Source organism: Roseburia hominis A2-183 (assembly GCF_000225345.1).
GTDB classification, from domain to species: Bacteria; Bacillota; Clostridia; order Lachnospirales; family Lachnospiraceae; genus Roseburia; species Roseburia hominis.
In genome coordinates this window covers 1602521-1617672 of the sequence record NC_015977.1, presented here as the reverse complement: position 1 = coordinate 1617672, position 15152 = coordinate 1602521, and the positions used below count along the sequence as shown (strand labels likewise).

The following is a 15152-nucleotide window of genomic DNA, read 5'->3' as shown; positions in this document are numbered from 1 at the left end:
CGCCCGCTTACTTTTTCCCCGCACCTGCTTTTTTATGATGAACATTGCGGATTGTCTTTTTCGTATTTTTCTTCTCGGAAGCATTTGCTCTTCCGCGGTTATTCCCGCCGCCTGCCGTGCGGCGGTTCTTGTCACCTCCAGCGTAGCGGTCTTTGGCGTTTGTTGTGCCGTAGCCGATGCCCCGCGGCCGTACCAGACAGTGTTTGTCAAAGCCGATCAGATCCGTCCGTCCCGCTTTGGTTAACGCCTCCACAACAAGATCGTAATTCTTCGGGTTCCGGTACTGGATGAGCGCGCGCTGCATGGCTTTCTCGTGGGGGTTTACCGCCACATAGACCGGCTGCATCGTGCGTGGGTCAAGTCCCGTATAGTACATGCAGGTGGATATGGTCGACGGGGTCGGATAAAAATCCTGTACCTGCTCCGGCATATAGCCGAGATCTCTTAAGAATTCGGCGAGTTCCACCGCCTCCTTCAACGTCGATCCCGGATGGGATGACATCAGATACGGCACCAGATACTGCTTTTTCCCGAGCTTCTCATTCATATCCTGATAGGCCTTCACAAACCGCTTGTACACCTCCACGCGCGGTTTGCCCATCTTCTCTAAGACCGCATCGGAAATATGCTCCGGCGCCACCTTTAGCTGACCGCTGACGTGGTGTTCACAGAGTTCTCTGAGGAAGGTGCGGTCCTCATCGTAGATCAGATAATCGAAACGGATACCCGAACGGATGAACACCTTTTTCACATTCGGCAGTTCCCGTAGCTTTCTTAAGAGCTTCAGGTAATCCTTATGATCCACCTTTAAGTTCTTGCACGGTGTCGGAAACAGGCACTGCTTGTTGGGACATACGCCCTTTGTCATCTGCTTGTCACATGCAGGCGCGCGGAAATTGGCCGTCGGCCCGCCGACGTCATGGATGTATCCCTTAAAGTCCGGTTCCCAGACGATCTTCTCCGCCTCCGCCAGAATGGACTCGTGGCTGCGCACCTGAATAATCCGTCCCTGATGGAACGTAAGCGCACAGAAACTGCATCCTCCGTAGCAGCCGCGGTTGCTGACCAGAGAAAAACGCACTTCCTCGATTGCAGGAACCCCGCCCTGCGCTTCGTAACTCGGATGATACGTGCGCTGATACGGCAGCGCATAGACCTGATCCATCTCGCTTTGTGTCAGCGGCTTCGCCGGCGGATTCTGCACGACAAAAAGCTTTCCGTCGTACGTTTCAAACAGACGTTTGGCTACAAACGGATCGGTATTGCAGTACTGGGTATAAAAGCTGCGCGCATATGCCGCCTTGTCCGCCAGCACCTCCTCATAATGCGGAAGCTCTATGGCATCATAGATGTCCTCACGCTTTCTGGTCTTATAGACCGTGCCGTCGATAAATGTGATATCGCTGACCGCCAGTCCGCTGTTTAAGGCATCCGCAATCTCCACAATGCTGTGTTCCCCCATACCGTAGGAGATCAGATCCGCCCCGGAATCCAGAAGAATGGACCGCTTCATCTTGTTCGACCAGTAATCATAATGCGCCAGTCTGCGCAGGCTGGCCTCAATGCCGCCGATAATGATCGGCGTGTGCTTGTAGGTCTGCCGGAGCAGATTACAATAGACAATGGTCGCGTAATCCGGCCGTTTTCCCATCACGCCGCCCGGCGTAAACGCATCCGTCGCGCGCCTTTTCTTGGACACCGAATAGTGATTCACCATCGAATCCATATTGCCCGCAGACACTAAAAACCCGAGCCGCGGCTCCCCGAAGATACAGACAGACTCCTTATCTCTCCAGTCCGGCTGCGAGATAATTCCGACCGAATAGCCGTGTGCTTCCAGAAGTCTTGAGATAATGGCGTGACCGAACGAAGGATGATCCACGTAGGCATCCCCGATCACATAGACAAAGTCAAACTGTTTGATTCCGCGCTCTTCCATCTCCGCACGGCTGACTGGCCAAAATCCGTTGTTCATTCTAATCCTCATTTCTCTTCGGCTGCTCATTCTTTAACGCAGCAAGCTCTTCCGCGGTCAGTTTCCGGTACGCTCCCGGTGCAAGATCCTCCGGCAGCACCAATGGTCCCATGGAAATCCGCTTCAAATACAGTACCTTTTTCCCGACCGCCTCAAACATCCGCTTTACCTGATGGAACTTTCCCTCCGTGATGGTAAGCGTAATCTCTGACACATCCGCTTTACAGCCCAGAATTACCAGATCTGCCGGTCTGACCGGCTTCTCCTCCCCGATGTCAACCCCGTTTTTAAAAAGGTTGACATCGGTCTCATCCACCACGCCCTGCACCCGGGCGTAATATGTTTTTGCCACATGGCGGGACGGCGACAGCAGCGCGTGTGCCAGCGCACCGTCGTTCGTGATCAAAAGCAGTCCCTCGGTGTCGAGATCCAGCCTTCCCACCGGGAACAGATCTCCTCTTGCGGTGTCGCTCAGATAATCCATCACCGTGCGGTGCATATTGTCCTGTGTCGCCGACACACAGCCGGCGGGCTTGTGAAACAGATAATACTCAAAAGCGGTATAGAGCAGGCGCTCCCCGCGCAGGCATACCTCATCGCCCGTCTCATCAACCTTTTGTTCCGGCTTTTTTGCAACCGCTCCGTTCACGGTGACCAGACCGGCTTTGATCTGTTTTTTTACCTCGCTTCTGGTTCCTGCGCCCAGTTCTGTCAGATATTTATCCAGACGAAGTGCCATTTTTCTCCCTCACTGTCTCTTTGTCTCACCGAATGTGTACTTTCCCTGCTGTTCCCAGAGATATAACACCATCGGATACGGGTTTACGGAAAGTTCCTGCCCGTTCTCATCGTTGATATAGATTCCAAAGTGCAGATGCACCGGAAAGTTGCCGGTGGTTCCCGGAATATCGCTGTAACCGGTATCCCCCATATAGCCCAGATGGGTGCCTGCAAGGACTGTCTCCCCAACTTCAAACTCCTTCGCATACTCCGCCAGATGCGCATAATAAAAATAGGCTCCGGACGGACTGCGGATGCCGATGCGGTACCCGCCGAGGCGAAGCCATCCCACATTTTCCACGACTCCGTCGGATACGCTGTATATGGGATAGATGCCTCGCTCGTTCACCGAAGCCATAATATCACAGCCTTCATGTCCCCGCTCACCGCCAAAGTTCCTGCTCTGCATCCAGCTGTCTGCAAAGCTCACTCCCGCATTCCCGTCGGAGGCCACCGTCCCGACCGGAAAACGTTCCAGATCGTCCCACACGGCAGAAAGATAGCCGCAGATCCGCGCATATGCCTGCGGCTGATACCGTTTTGCATACAGAGCCTCTACGGCCAGCTGCCCGGGATCGGTGACGCTTCCATCCTCCGCAAAATAGACGGCAAGCAGTTCTTTTTCCGACATTCCTTTTTCTTCTGCCTCCTCCTGCATCCGGGCAAGCAGTTCCCCGCTCACCCGGTGTTCCCGGAAACTGTAAAGCGCCGTCTCATAGGAAAAACAGTTTATCTGTCTGGTTCTCTCCAGAATCCATGCGTTTAAAAGAACGTTCCATAGGATCATGGTAAACAGTAACAGCAGCATACGGACATGTCTGAAATTCATATCATTCCTTTTTTATTTACATTTTTTTAAAAATGCCACCAGAAGCTTCCATACTTTCTCGGTCGAGGAGATGGACAGACGCTCTTTCGGCGTATGAATATCGTAATTGTTCGGTCCGAACGATACACAGTCAAGCTCCTTGATCTTTCCGGAAAGGATACCACACTCCAGTCCGGCATGAATTGCCTCAAATACTGGCTCCTCCTGGAACAGCTCCTCATATACGGCACTGATGGTATCGCGGATCTCGGACTTCGCCTGATACTCCCATGCAGGATAATCACCGCTTACGGCAATCTCTCCGCCTAAGAACTCTGCGATATGCTCCAGACGGTCACGCAGATCTTCCTTGCGGGAAGACACACTGCTTCGCACGGAGGATGTCGCAAGAAGCGCCTGATCCTCTAATTTTAAGATGCCAAGATTTAATGAGGTCTCCACCAGCCCCGGCATCACCGTGCTCATATGCTGTACGCCGTTCGGCACATGGCGCAGGTAAAAAATCACTCTCGCCATCGCCGTATAGGAAAGAATCGATGCCTCCCCCTTCTCTCCGAAAGCACAGTCAATCGTTATTCCCGCATCCGATACCGCATACTCCTTTTTAAGCTCCGCCGTAAGTTCCTTAATATAGGTGGTAAGCTCCTCTTTTTTCTCCTCCGGAATCAGCAGACCTGCCGTACATTCACGCGGAATGGCATTGTCCTTTAAACCGCCCTCTAAGGTCACAACGCCCAGTTCCATCCGGTCAGAGACGTATTTTAACACACGTCCCATGACCATATTGGCATTCGCATGCTCTTTGTCAATCTCACTTCCGGAATGTCCGCCGCAAAGTCCTGTCACCGTCAGCGTCACCGCAAGTCCGTTCTGGGACATACGGTCAACCGGAATCGTAGTCTCCACCGTCATGCCGCCTGCACAGCTGGTCAGGAAATGACCCTCCACATCGGAATCAATATTTAAAAGCTTGTGTCCCTTTAACATGGACAGATCAATCGCCTCGGCACCGAGCATTCCGATCTCCTCGTCCACCGTGATCACAACCTCAAGGCGCGGATGCGCAATCTCCGGCGAATCCATAATGGCAAGCGCATAGGCAACAGCAATGCCGTCATCGCCGCCCAGCGTGGTTCCTCTCGCCTTTAAGAAATCTCCGTCCACGTAGAGATCCAGACCGTCCTTCTCAAAATCGATCGCACAGCCGCTTTCCTTTTCACATACCATATCCATATGTCCCTGCAGAATGATGGTATCTGCCTGCTCATAGCCGGCTGTCGCCTCCTGCACGATCACCACGTTGTTGGACTCATCCTGATACCAGGTCAGATCATGCTTTTTAGCAAACGCAACCAGATAATCACTGATGGCCTTTGTGTTCCTCGAACCGTGCGGAATCGCACAGATCTCCTCAAAATAATCAAACACTTTCTCCGACTGTAACTGTAATGCCTGTATTTCTTTTAAACTGCTCATAGAATCCTCCTGTTCTTCATACATTCTAGTATGAAAAAGAAATTGATATTCCTTTGTCTGCTATTATTTATTTCCTATATCTTAACCGCCCCGAAAGATGCCGTAAACGCCGCATCCGTAGGACTCGTTCTATGGTACACGCGCGTTCTTCCGACGCTGCTCCCCTTTGTCATTCTGTCCAATATCCTGATGGACTCAAATTACCTGCAATATCTGAACAAAATCACCGCACCGCTTGTATCCCGGCTCATTCCGGTCAGCGACAACGGGGCTTTTGTTCTGTTAAGCGGCTTTCTGTTCGGCTTTCCGATCGGGAGCAAAAACTGCGCCGCCCTGCTTGCAAGCGGAAAAATCACACGCCGGGAAGCCGATGTTTTATTTATCATTACCAACAACATCAGTCCGGTCTTTGTCACAAGCTTCATCCTCTACACCCAGTTAAAGCTGTCCCATCTGTCGGCAGTTACCCTGCTGATCCTGTATTTTCCGGCGCTTTTGCTGGGCAGTATCCTGCTCTCTACAGACGCACGCCGCACAAAAGACCGCACCGCGTTCCACGCGCAAAAACAGCCGGCATCTGGATCTCAAATGAATTTTAAAATCATAGATACCGGCATCATGGATGGTTTTGAAACACTGACCAGACTTGGTGGGTATATTATGCTGTTTTCCATGATCGCCTCTCTCCTGCAGAAGCTTCCCGTTCCCCATATCCTCACACTGATCCTTACAGGAATGGTCGAAATCACAAACGGGATTGCCATGCTTCCGGACTCGGGTCTGCCGCAGTCCGTTCAGTATGTGCTGGCCGTGGTCTATACCGCCTTCGGCGGACTGTCCGGTATCGCCCAGACAAGTTCCATGATCCGTGACACACCACTCTCCATAAAACACTACTGCATCGCAAAGCTGCTTCTTGCTGCCTGCTGCGGACTGCTCGCCTGCCTCGTCTCACAGATCTTTCATCTGTGAGACAGTGCGTTCGGTCAGCCCAGCATATCCGAAGAGATCTCCACCTTCGGACCGTCTGCCTGGGATGCCTGCGCATCCGTCGTCTTGGTCTCCGGCTCCTCGGCAGTCGGATTAAGCTCGGCACGGTTCGCCGTCACTACATCCAGGAATCCCTGCAGGGAACTTACATAAGCATCATGGCGCGCCTTCGCCGCATCCATGGAATGTGAGATCGTGTTCTCCAGATTCCGCAGAATGTCATCCGTATACTGCATGGCACCCATACGGATATTGTTGGCGTCATTCGTTGCATTATCGAGAATCTCCTGTGCCTGCTTGGTTGCAATCATGACCACTTCATTCGCCTGCGCATATGCCTGCTGCATGATCTGATGCTCGCTGACCAGCTCGTCCGTCTTGACCTGCGCCTGTGCGATGATCGCATCTGCCTTTGCCTGGGCATCTGCCAGAATTGCTTCCTTATTGCTTATGATCTTCTGATAGCGTTTGATCTCCTCCGGTGTCTTGATGCGGAGTTCGTTGAGCAGCTCCTCCATCTCTTCGCGGTTTACGATAATTTTAGAAGAGGAAAATGTCTGCGGCTTGCAGCCATCGATATACTCCTCGATTTCTTCTATAATCTGTTCAATTCTACTTGCCATAAGCCTCTCCTTATTTTGAGATGTGATATTTCTCATAGATCCTGTCTATGAATCTCGCCGGAACGAACTTGGAGATGTCGCCTCCGTAGGATGCGAACTCCTTCACAATGGTGGAACTCAGATAGGAATACTGCAGGCTCGTCGTGAGAAAAATCGTCTCCACTTCCGGATTCTCCACATGATTCGTCTGTGCAATCTGAAGCTCGTATTCAAAATCCGTCACAGCCCGAAGCCCACGCACTATGATCGTCGCGTTGATCTCCTTCATATAGTCTACCAAAAGACCGTCAAAAGATGCAACCGTGACATTCGGCATGGATTCCGTCATCTCTTTTATCATACTAACACGTTCGTCAAGAGAAAACAACGAATTTTTTGCGCTGTTATTCAGTACGCCGATCACCAGTTCATCCACGATTTTTGCGGATCTCTTAATCATATCCAGATGTCCCAGTGTAAGCGGATCAAAACTTCCGGGATATATTGCCCTCTTCATAGGTTTCTTCTCCTTTTCGCATGCTCCGGCTATTTTCTGCGGATAAATGCGTGCTCATTTGTCTTGTACATCTTGAGGCGTGAAAGTGTCATTCCATACTCATCCAGATAGCTGAAATCCGTATCTAACGCAGCCTCTACGATCAGAACCGTGTCCTCTTTTAAAAGGGAAGATCCTGCAAGATACCGTAAAACCTCCTGCTCCATTCCCTTGCGGTAAGGCGGGTCCATGAAAATCAGGTCAAACTGATATTTGCCCTCCATGGCGCGCAGCGCGCTCAACACTTCCGTCGGATACAGCTTTGTCTGATGTTCAAACTTCGTAAACCGGATATTCTCCTCGATGCAGGCTGCCGGCTTTTTGCCATTGTCGACAAACACCGCATAGCGCGCGCCTCTGCTGACTGCCTCCAATCCCATCTGACCGCTTCCCGCAAACAGATCCAGGAAATATGCCCCGGGCACTTCATCCTGTATGATATTAAACAGCGTCTCCTTGATCCGGTCCGTGGTCGGTCTCGTATCCATTCCCTCCGGTGCCTTAAGCGGCAGGCTTCTCGCCGTTCCAGCTATGATTCGCATATGGTTCCCTCCTCTGTGATCGTGCGGGCAAGTAAATGAAGCGCCGCATCTGTGGCACTTTTCCGCACCTGCATCCGGTCTCCCGCAAACAGATGCCGTTCCGTGACAACCCTTCCGTGCAGGCAGCAGCCGATGTAGACAAGCCCGACCGGACATTCCCTGGTTCCGCCGTCCGGTCCTGCCACGCCGGTCACAGACAGCGCCGCATCCGTATCCGCCGTCCGCGCCGCAGATACCGCCATATCCGCAGCCGTCTCGGCACTCACAACGCCGTAGCGCTCAATCGTCTCCGGCTTCACATGGATCATCTTCACCTTCGCTTCGTTTGAATAGGTGACATATCCCTCCGTAAAAAATGCGGAGATCCCCGGCACATTGATAAGCGTTGAGGCAATCATCCCGCCGGTCGCGGACTCTGCTGTCGTGAGCGTATAATGATATTTTTTTAACAATTCAAAAATCCGATACTCCGACATTTCATCAAGCATCTTGCTGCCGTTCTGTCCCTCTGCTGCCATCTTTTCTTCCTTCTCTATTTCTGGTCTTTTAAGACGTCTTTGTTCTTCACAATGTAATCGATCAGAGATACCACGGTCAGAATCAGCGCCACATACGTCAGCACGGTGCCGAGAATCTGGAAGAACGGCATCTGGATGTCAAGGATCAGAACGATCACCATCAGCATCTGGAACGTTGTCTTGAACTTTCCCCAGTAGCTTGCTGCGATCACAACCCCGTTGTCGGATGCCACCAGACGGAAACCGCTGATGATAAATTCTCTCGCAATGATCACAATCACAATCCATGCCGCCAGGCGGTCAAGCTCGATCAGACAGATCATGGCAGAGCACACCAGAAGTTTATCTGCCAGCGGGTCCATAAATTTGCCGAAATTTGTCACAAGATTGTACTTTCTTGCAATCTTGCCGTCCAGCATATCCGTCAGGCTCGCCACGATAAAGATCGCCACTGCAATATAGTTGCCGTATGCCGGGAAATAAGGCGACAGCAGAAAGAATACAAAAAACGGAATCAAAATTACACGCATAATGGTTAATTTGTTTGGTAAATTCATAACAATTCTCCTATCAAATCATACTCGTACGCTCCTGTCACTCTGGCGCGTACAATATCACCGGTCATCAGTTCCTCGTCCGTGTTGATGAAAATGTAGCCGTCCACATCCGGCGCATCGCGGTAGGTGCGGCCGATATAGGCATTCTCATCGCTCACTTTTCCTTCGATAAAGACATAAAGCTCTCTGCCCTTCATCTCCTCGTTCTTGTCGAAGATGATCTCCTCCTGCAGTTCCATGACATCCGCCTGCCACTCTTTCTTCGTCTCCTCGTCAATCTGATCCGGGAACTCCGCCGCAGGTGTTCCCTCCTCCGGAGAGTAGGTGAAAGCTCCGAGTCTGTCGAACTCCATATCATTGATAAACTGCATCAGCTCCTCGTGCATCTCCTTCGTCTCTCCCGGAAATCCGCAGATAAGCGTTGTCCGGAGCGTGATGTCCGGAATCCGCTCTCTCAAATGCGTGATAATGCGCACAAGATCCGCGTTGCTGGTGCGTCTGCCCATCCGCTTTAACATGGTATCGTTGGCGTGCTGGATCGGCAGATCCAGGTAGTGACAGACTTTCTCATTGCGGGCAATGGCGTCAATCAGCTCCTCATAGATCTCCTCCGGATAGCAGTACATAATGCGGATCCAGAACAGTCCCGGAATCTCATTTAACGCATCCAGCAGCTTGTGGAGGGACTTCTCCCCGTAGAGATCCACGCCGTAAAGCGTCGTCTCCTGCGCCACTAAAATCAGTTCCTTCGCGCCTGCCGCCACCAGCTCCTTCGCCTGTGCCACCAGCTCCTCCATCGGAACACTGCGGTAATTGCCGCGGATATACGGAATAATGCAGTAGGTGCAGCGCTTGTTGCAACCCTCCGCAATCTTTAGGTAAGCAAAGTGTCCGCCCGTCGTCACGCTCCGCTTGGCTGTAAGCTTCGGCAGTCCCTCCAGCGTCTCAAAATTCTCGTAGAACCTGCCGCCCAGCGCCTCCGTTATGGCATTCACGATATCTTCGTAGGAATTGGTTCCAAGGATCGCATCCACCTCCGGAATCTCCTTGCGAATCTCTTCCTTGTAGCGCTGCGCCAGGCATCCGGTCACGATCAGCGCCTTTAACTTTGCATCGCGCTTGTGCTCCGCCATCTCCAAAATGGTGTTGATGCTCTCTTCCTTCGCATCGTTGATAAAGCAGCAGGTGTTGATGATGATGATATCCGCCTGATATTCATCATCGGTCATCTCGATCGGCTGTCCGTCAAATGTGCCGGCATCCCGGATCATTCCAAGCATGAATTCCGTATCTACCAGATTCTTGTCACAGCCAAGGGATATAAATAATAACTTCATCGTTGTCTCCATCATTGTATTTTAACGCCAAAAAGGATGATAAGCATATCATCCTTTTCCCATCTGAAACTATCTGAAAAAATGATTACTCTTCCTCGGACTGTGACTCCGGAATAATCTTTACCTTGCCCTCATAAAGTTCTTCCACGGCAATGGATAACGGCTTCGGGCAGGTGACTTTATCTGCCATCGGCTCATCTCCGGCGATGATCTGGCGTGCGCGCTTTGCAGCTGCAATCACCAGGGAATAGCGGCTGTTTACCACCGGTTCCTCACCGATCTCTACGCCCTCGTTGACTACCTTCATTAACTCTACATAAGATGGATGTATCATAATAAATCTCCTTTCTGACGCCCTGTTACTGACGCGTGAAGCCTTTCAGCTCGTTTCTCATTTCACGGATTTTGTCTGCATTGCGCGCTACGCGGTAGTGCTCATTCTGGATGATCTCATGCACTTCCCTGACCGCTTCCTCCAGCACATCGTTGACTACCAGATAGTCGTATTCCTCCAGCCCTTCGGCTTCTTCTAACGCGCGTGCCAGCCGGTGTTCAATGACGTCCATGGTCTCTGTTCCACGGCCGATCAGCCGGTTCTTCAACACTTCCGCGCTCGGCGGAGTCACAAACAAAAGCAGCGCATCCGGAAACTGTCTGCGTACCTTTAAGGCACCCTGAATCTCAATCTCCAAGATCACGTCCTTGCCCCTGGCAAGCTGCTCTTCCACATATGCCTTCGGTGTGCCGTAATAGTTGCCCACATACTCTGCATATTCCACAAGCGCATCGTCCGCGATCATCTGCTCAAACGCTTCGCGGCTCTTGAAAAAATACTCGATACCGTCGCGCTCCCCGGTTCGCGGTGCGCGCGTCGTCGCGGAAATCGAGAGCGCGTAGGTCTCGCTGTGTGCCTGCATGAGCGCCTTCATGATCGTACCTTTTCCCGCACCGGAAAACCCCGATACGACTGTCAAAATTCCTTTATTCTTTTGCATCGTCATAATCCTCTGCGGTATTGCCGTTAAATCTTCCTGCCAGTGTCTCCGGCTGCAATGCCGACAATATAATTTTATTATTTTCGGTAAAGATCACACTCTTGGTGCGTCTGCCCTGTGTCGCATCGATTAACGTCTCCGTCTCCTTGCCGCGCTGTATCAGCCGCTTTGCCGGAGCGGAATCCGACGAGATGATGCTTATGATCTTATCGGTGTTGACCATATTGCCAAAGCCGATGTTGATTAACCCAGCCATGGACGCCACCTACTCAATGTTCTGAATCTGCTCACGGACCTTCTCGATGTCCGTCTTCAGATTGATGCCGACGTCCGAAACCTTAAGATCGGTCGTCTTTGAGAGGATGGTGTTCGCCTCGCGGTTCATCTCCTGCGCAATAAAGTCAAGCTTTCTGCCCATGCCGCCGCCGGCAAGCAGGGTCTCCTTCATGCTTAAGATATGGCTTCTGAGACGCACCGTCTCTTCATCCACGCAGATCTTGTCGGCAAAAATAGTAATCTCCGCCGCAATTCTTGCATCGTCGAGCTGTCTGTCGCCCAGGAGTTCCTGCACTTTGCTCTCCAGCCGCATGCGGTACTCCTCCAGAACCTGCGGCGAGCGCTCCTCAATGTAATCCACATAGGAAATCATGCCGTCAAGCTTCTCCACGAGATCCGCCCTGAGACGCTCTCCCTCTTTGATACGGCTCTCCACAAACTGCACTGCCGCCTGGCGGAGCGCCTGCTCCAATCCCGCCCAAAGCTTCTGCTCATCCGGGCTCTGCTCCTCCATCACGAAGACGTCCGGATAGCGGGACAACGTGCTCACGCGCACGTCATTCTCGATGCCGAACTGCTCTGCCATCTCCTTCAGATAGGTCATGTACTGCTCTGCAAGCCCCGCATTGTATTTTAACGAATAATTCTCTTCTGTGTAATCTTCATAAGATATAAATACATCCACCTTGCCGCGCTCGATATATTCCTTTAACAGACTGCGGATCGCACTCTCAAAGAAATTCAGCGTCTTCGGCAGCTTGATATTCACATCCAGATAACGGTGATTCACGGACTTGATCTCCACGGTAAACTTGCGGCTTGCATCCGCAACCTCCGCGCGCCCGAAACCGGTCATGCTCTTAATCATTCACTGTCTCCCTAACATGATATCTTCTGATGCTAATTCGATTTATTATAAATCGAATCCGGTTTGAAGTCAAGAGCCGCAAAATGATTCCTTACGACATGACAGCCATTCTCTATGACATACAGGTGCCGCATGGCATGCCATGCGGCGTGTCATGCGGCATATCGTGCCATTTAGGCATGTGTCTCCTGCTCGTAGGGCATCACTTCCGCCAGAAAGCCCTTTTTCTGCAGTGCATGCTCTATCTCGTCGAGCACTTCTTCGCTTTCCGCGGAAATCTTGTGAAAATGATAGCCGGAAGTCACATTCAAAAGCGGAACCGATTTTCCGGTTCTAAGATCATTTAAAAAGCCCTGCACATCCCGCCGGTTCCTGATATTGAGCGCCGCTTCCACGCGCCCGTAAACCCTGTGGTTCACCATGACATTTAAGACGGTACCGCCCAGATCAACGATCGTCGTGAGTTCCTCCTCCACCTGTTCATTGGTATGGCAGACCTTAAGCACGCGGGTCGCACATTTCGGTTCGTTGAGCAGATAGCCCTTCGCGGTCGACACAATCGGATACCCTTCTGTTCTAAGCAGCGCAATGTCCTGCACCACGACCTGCCGGCTCACCCCCGTGACCTGTCCAAGCTGCGTCCCGGAGAGCGGCTGTTCCGACTCCCGCATCAGAAGGATCAGTTTTTTTCTTCTGTCCGCACCGGTCATTTCTTTTTCCATAGATTTTCTCACCCTTCCAGCACACGCAAATGTTTCAGACTGATATCCAGGATCGGCGCAGAATGTGTCAGCGCGCCGCTGGACACGTAATCCACACCAAGAGATGTAATGGTCTTAATATTTTCCTTTGTGATATTGCCGGAACACTCGGTCTCGGCACGTCCGTCGATCACGCGGATCGCTTCCGCCATCTGCTCCGGTGTCATATTGTCGAGCATGATAATATCCGCGCCTGCTTCCACGGCTTCTTTTACCATATCAAGGTTCTCTGTCTCCACCTCGATCTTGCGCACAAACGGTGCATATGCCTTTGCTGCCGCCACGGCTTCCTTCACGCCGCCTGCCGCATCGATGTGATTGTCCTTTAAGAGCACGCCGTCCGACAGATTATATCTGTGATTGCATCCGCCGCCGATGCGCACCGCATATTTTTCAAAAATACGCATGCCCGGCGTTGTTTTGCGGGTATCTAAAAGCTTCGTCTTCGATCCCTCCAGAAGCTTCGCCACGCTGTGCGTGTAGGTTGCAATGCCGCTTAAGCGCTGCAGATAGTTGAGTGCCGTGCGCTCTCCCGACAGCAGTACCCGGATATCGCCGGTCACAACCGCAAGGGTCTGTCCCTTTTTCACTTTCTCGCCATCCTTCACGAAGAACTCCACCTGCGTCTTTTCATCCAGCAGTGTGAACACACGCTCGAAAATCTGTAAACCCGCAATGATTCCGTCCTCCTTGCAGATCAACTGTACGTCGCCCTTTTTGTACTCCGGCATCACGGCGTTGGTGGAGACATCCTCACTGTTGATGTCCTCCTCTAACGCCATCTTGATATATTTGTCAGCAACAAGCTGCATGGTAATTGGATTCATGTTCTTCTTTTCCTTTCTGTGTAAGTTCGATCTTTTGTGCGGCGCGCTTTGCAAAAACAAGGCTCTCCAGGAGACTGTTGCTGGCAAGCCGGTTCTTCCCGTGAACCCCGTTGCAGCTTGTCTCCCCGACCGCATACAGATGCGGCATAGTCGTTTCTGAATCGCGATCCACATGGACGCCGCCCATAAAATAGTGCTGTGCCGGAACGATCGGTGCCGGCTCCTTTAAGATGTCATAGCCCTCTTCCAGACATTTCTCATAAATATGTGGGAAATGTCCCTTGATGATCTCCTCCGGTACGTTCTCAAAGGAGATGAATTCATGGTCGACACCCTCTTTTTCCATCTCCTCGCGGATCGCTTTCGTCACGACATCGCGCGGAAGCAGTTCGTTGACGAACCGCTCTCCCTTGTGATTCAAGAGAATCGCGCCCTCGCCTCTGGCGGACTCTGAGATCAGAAAGCTTCTGCCCGGCTTTTTGCTGTAGAGACAGGTCGGATGGATCTGCACATAATCCATGTGCTCCAATTCTACTCCGTGCTGCTCCGCAATCCGGCAGGCATCGCCCGTCAGAATCGGGAAATTCGTGGAGTGCTCATACAGACCGCCGATGCCGCCTGTCGCCATGACCGTATCCTGCGCATGGATGTGCAGCGTCTCGCCGTCCCTTGTCTTCGCGATCATGCCGCAGCAGTGATCATTCACGACGAGAATATCTGTCATTACAGTATATTCCATGATGGTCACATTCGTCAATTTTTTCACATGCGAAAGCAGCGTCGTGGTGATCTCCTTGCCGGTGATATCCTCATGGAAACAGATTCTCGGTCTGGAATGTGCTCCCTCTCTCGTGTAGGCAAGCGTGCCGTCCGGATTCTTCGCAAAACGGACCCCGAGGGAAAGCAGATCATCGATGATCGCCCGGCTTCCGCGGATCATGAGATCCACGCTCTCCTTCCGGTTCTCATAATGTCCCGCCCGCATGGTATCCTCAAAATAGGAATCATAATCGTTCTCATCATGCAGCACACAGATGCCTCCCTGTGCCAGCATGGAATCACAGCTCTCCAGATCTTCTTTGGACAGCATCAGAATCTTCTTGTCTCTTCCAAGACGCAGCGCCGTATACAGCCCTGCCACTCCGCAGCCTGCAATCACTACGTCATAGTACATATCTCTCATCTTATTTATTCCCTCTTTTCGTATCCCGGCATCTGATACGCCGGTCACATTTCATCCGAGTATAGCACATATCTTTACAG

General features: G+C 51.8%; 18 protein-coding genes. 1 reads left to right on the top strand and 17 read right to left on the bottom strand.

Annotated features, from left to right (window positions below):
* Positions 1 to 7: 7 nt before the first annotated feature.
* From RHOM_RS07225 to RHOM_RS07210, 4 genes are read right to left on the bottom strand one after another with little or no spacing between them, the layout of a single operon-like run.
* Positions 8 to 1975, bottom strand: coding sequence for a YgiQ family radical SAM protein (locus RHOM_RS07225; RefSeq protein ID WP_014079633.1), 1968 nt, complete (start codon positions 1973 to 1975; stop codon positions 8 to 10).
* Between the two features lies 1 nt (position 1976).
* Complete coding sequence (locus RHOM_RS07220; protein ID WP_014079632.1) at positions 1977 to 2714, bottom strand: pseudouridine synthase; 738 nt, start codon at positions 2712 to 2714, stop codon at positions 1977 to 1979.
* Between the two features lie 9 nt (positions 2715 to 2723).
* Positions 2724 to 3584: a M23 family metallopeptidase gene (locus RHOM_RS07215; protein WP_014079631.1), complete on the bottom strand. Its 861-nt coding sequence runs from the start codon at positions 3582 to 3584 to the stop codon at positions 2724 to 2726.
* A 12-nt stretch (positions 3585 to 3596) separates the two neighbouring features.
* Positions 3597 to 5060: an aminoacyl-histidine dipeptidase gene (locus tag RHOM_RS07210; RefSeq protein ID WP_014079630.1), complete on the bottom strand. Its 1464-nt coding sequence runs from the start codon at positions 5058 to 5060 to the stop codon at positions 3597 to 3599.
* A gap of 30 nt (positions 5061 to 5090) precedes the next feature.
* Here RHOM_RS07210 and RHOM_RS07205 point away from each other — a divergent pair, with 30 nt between their 5' ends.
* Positions 5091 to 6032, top strand: coding sequence for a nucleoside recognition domain-containing protein (locus tag RHOM_RS07205; protein ID WP_044024641.1), 942 nt, complete (start codon positions 5091 to 5093; stop codon positions 6030 to 6032).
* Positions 6033 to 6046: 14 nt separating this feature from the next.
* Here RHOM_RS07205 and RHOM_RS07200 read toward each other — a convergent pair whose 3' ends face one another.
* The 13 genes from RHOM_RS07200 to RHOM_RS07140 all read right to left on the bottom strand — a co-directional run bounded on the left by RHOM_RS07200 (position 6047) and on the right by RHOM_RS07140 (position 15072).
* On the bottom strand, positions 6047 to 6673 hold the full coding sequence (locus RHOM_RS07200) for a hypothetical protein (protein WP_014079628.1): 627 nt from the start codon (positions 6671 to 6673) through the stop codon (positions 6047 to 6049).
* 10 nt (positions 6674 to 6683) lie between these two features.
* A complete protein-coding gene (coaD, locus tag RHOM_RS07195) occupies positions 6684 to 7169 on the bottom strand; it encodes a pantetheine-phosphate adenylyltransferase (RefSeq protein ID WP_014079627.1) in 486 nt (161 codons plus the stop codon).
* Positions 7170 to 7198: 29 nt separating this feature from the next.
* Positions 7199 to 7750 carry a 16S rRNA (guanine(966)-N(2))-methyltransferase RsmD gene (rsmD, locus tag RHOM_RS07190; protein ID WP_014079626.1) on the bottom strand — a complete coding sequence of 184 codons (552 nt, stop codon included), beginning with the start codon at positions 7748 to 7750 and terminating at the stop codon, positions 7199 to 7201.
* The gene (locus RHOM_RS17925; protein ID WP_014079625.1) at positions 7738 to 8268 is read right to left on the bottom strand and encodes a CinA family protein; all 531 of its coding nucleotides are present in this window, start codon (positions 8266 to 8268) and stop codon (positions 7738 to 7740) included. The genes rsmD and RHOM_RS17925 overlap by 13 nt, the downstream gene beginning before the upstream one ends.
* Positions 8269 to 8282: 14 nt before the next feature.
* On the bottom strand, positions 8283 to 8825 hold the full coding sequence (gene pgsA / locus RHOM_RS07180) for a CDP-diacylglycerol--glycerol-3-phosphate 3-phosphatidyltransferase (protein WP_014079624.1): 543 nt from the start codon (positions 8823 to 8825) through the stop codon (positions 8283 to 8285).
* Positions 8822 to 10162 (bottom strand): 30S ribosomal protein S12 methylthiotransferase RimO, encoded by a 1341-nt coding sequence (gene rimO / locus RHOM_RS07175; protein WP_014079623.1) that lies wholly within the window; start codon positions 10160 to 10162, stop codon positions 8822 to 8824. The genes pgsA and rimO overlap by 4 nt, the downstream gene beginning before the upstream one ends.
* An 85-nt stretch (positions 10163 to 10247) precedes the next feature.
* On the bottom strand, positions 10248 to 10496 hold the full coding sequence (rpoZ, locus tag RHOM_RS07170) for a DNA-directed RNA polymerase subunit omega (protein WP_014079622.1): 249 nt from the start codon (positions 10494 to 10496) through the stop codon (positions 10248 to 10250).
* 25 nt (positions 10497 to 10521) lie between these two features.
* On the bottom strand, positions 10522 to 11163 hold the full coding sequence (gene gmk, locus RHOM_RS07165; protein ID WP_044024640.1) for a guanylate kinase: 642 nt from the start codon (positions 11161 to 11163) through the stop codon (positions 10522 to 10524).
* Positions 11144 to 11413: a DUF370 domain-containing protein gene (locus tag RHOM_RS07160; protein ID WP_014079620.1), complete on the bottom strand. Its 270-nt coding sequence runs from the start codon at positions 11411 to 11413 to the stop codon at positions 11144 to 11146. The genes gmk and RHOM_RS07160 overlap by 20 nt, the downstream gene beginning before the upstream one ends.
* A 9-nt stretch (positions 11414 to 11422) precedes the next feature.
* The gene (locus RHOM_RS07155; protein WP_014079619.1) at positions 11423 to 12301 is read right to left on the bottom strand and encodes a YicC/YloC family endoribonuclease; all 879 of its coding nucleotides are present in this window, start codon (positions 12299 to 12301) and stop codon (positions 11423 to 11425) included.
* Positions 12302 to 12474: 173 nt separating this feature from the next.
* Positions 12475 to 13023 (bottom strand): transcription repressor NadR, encoded by a 549-nt coding sequence (locus RHOM_RS07150; RefSeq protein ID WP_014079618.1) that lies wholly within the window; start codon positions 13021 to 13023, stop codon positions 12475 to 12477.
* Positions 13024 to 13031: 8 nt separating this feature from the next.
* Entirely contained in the window at positions 13032 to 13889 is an 858-nt protein-coding gene (gene nadC, locus RHOM_RS07145) for a carboxylating nicotinate-nucleotide diphosphorylase (RefSeq protein WP_014079617.1), read from the bottom strand.
* Complete coding sequence (locus RHOM_RS07140; protein ID WP_014079616.1) at positions 13858 to 15072, bottom strand: L-aspartate oxidase; 1215 nt, start codon at positions 15070 to 15072, stop codon at positions 13858 to 13860. Before RHOM_RS07140 ends, nadC begins: the two co-directional genes overlap by 32 nt.
* Between the last annotated feature and the right edge of the window lie 80 nt (positions 15073 to 15152).

Coding starts and splice junctions, on each gene's coding strand:
- RHOM_RS07225 (WP_014079633.1), bottom strand. CDS start 1,975: ATGAACAACGGATTTTGGCCAGTCAGCCGTGCGGAGATGGAAGAGCGC.
- RHOM_RS07160 (WP_014079620.1), bottom strand. CDS start 11,413: ATGGCTGGGTTAATCAACATCGGCTTTGGCAATATGGTCAACACCGAT.
- gmk (WP_044024640.1), bottom strand. CDS start 11,163: ATGACGATGCAAAAGAATAAAGGAATTTTGACAGTCGTATCGGGGTTT.
- pgsA (WP_014079624.1), bottom strand. CDS start 8,825: ATGAATTTACCAAACAAATTAACCATTATGCGTGTAATTTTGATTCCG.
- RHOM_RS07155 (WP_014079619.1), bottom strand. CDS start 12,301: ATGATTAAGAGCATGACCGGTTTCGGGCGCGCGGAGGTTGCGGATGCA.
- rsmD (WP_014079626.1), bottom strand. CDS start 7,750: ATGCGAATCATAGCTGGAACGGCGAGAAGCCTGCCGCTTAAGGCACCG.
- RHOM_RS07210 (WP_014079630.1), bottom strand. CDS start 5,060: ATGAGCAGTTTAAAAGAAATACAGGCATTACAGTTACAGTCGGAGAAA.
- RHOM_RS07220 (WP_014079632.1), bottom strand. CDS start 2,714: ATGGCACTTCGTCTGGATAAATATCTGACAGAACTGGGCGCAGGAACC.
- RHOM_RS07140 (WP_014079616.1), bottom strand. CDS start 15,072: ATGAGAGATATGTACTATGACGTAGTGATTGCAGGCTGCGGAGTGGCA.
- RHOM_RS07200 (WP_014079628.1), bottom strand. CDS start 6,673: ATGGCAAGTAGAATTGAACAGATTATAGAAGAAATCGAGGAGTATATC.
- rimO (WP_014079623.1), bottom strand. CDS start 10,162: ATGAAGTTATTATTTATATCCCTTGGCTGTGACAAGAATCTGGTAGAT.
- coaD (WP_014079627.1), bottom strand. CDS start 7,169: ATGAAGAGGGCAATATATCCCGGAAGTTTTGATCCGCTTACACTGGGA.
- nadC (WP_014079617.1), bottom strand. CDS start 13,889: ATGAATCCAATTACCATGCAGCTTGTTGCTGACAAATATATCAAGATG.
- rpoZ (WP_014079622.1), bottom strand. CDS start 10,496: ATGATACATCCATCTTATGTAGAGTTAATGAAGGTAGTCAACGAGGGC.
- RHOM_RS07150 (WP_014079618.1), bottom strand. CDS start 13,023: ATGGAAAAAGAAATGACCGGTGCGGACAGAAGAAAAAAACTGATCCTT.
- RHOM_RS07215 (WP_014079631.1), bottom strand. CDS start 3,584: ATGAATTTCAGACATGTCCGTATGCTGCTGTTACTGTTTACCATGATC.
- RHOM_RS17925 (WP_014079625.1), bottom strand. CDS start 8,268: ATGGCAGCAGAGGGACAGAACGGCAGCAAGATGCTTGATGAAATGTCG.
- RHOM_RS07205 (WP_044024641.1), top strand. CDS start 5,091: ATGAAAAAGAAATTGATATTCCTTTGTCTGCTATTATTTATTTCCTAT.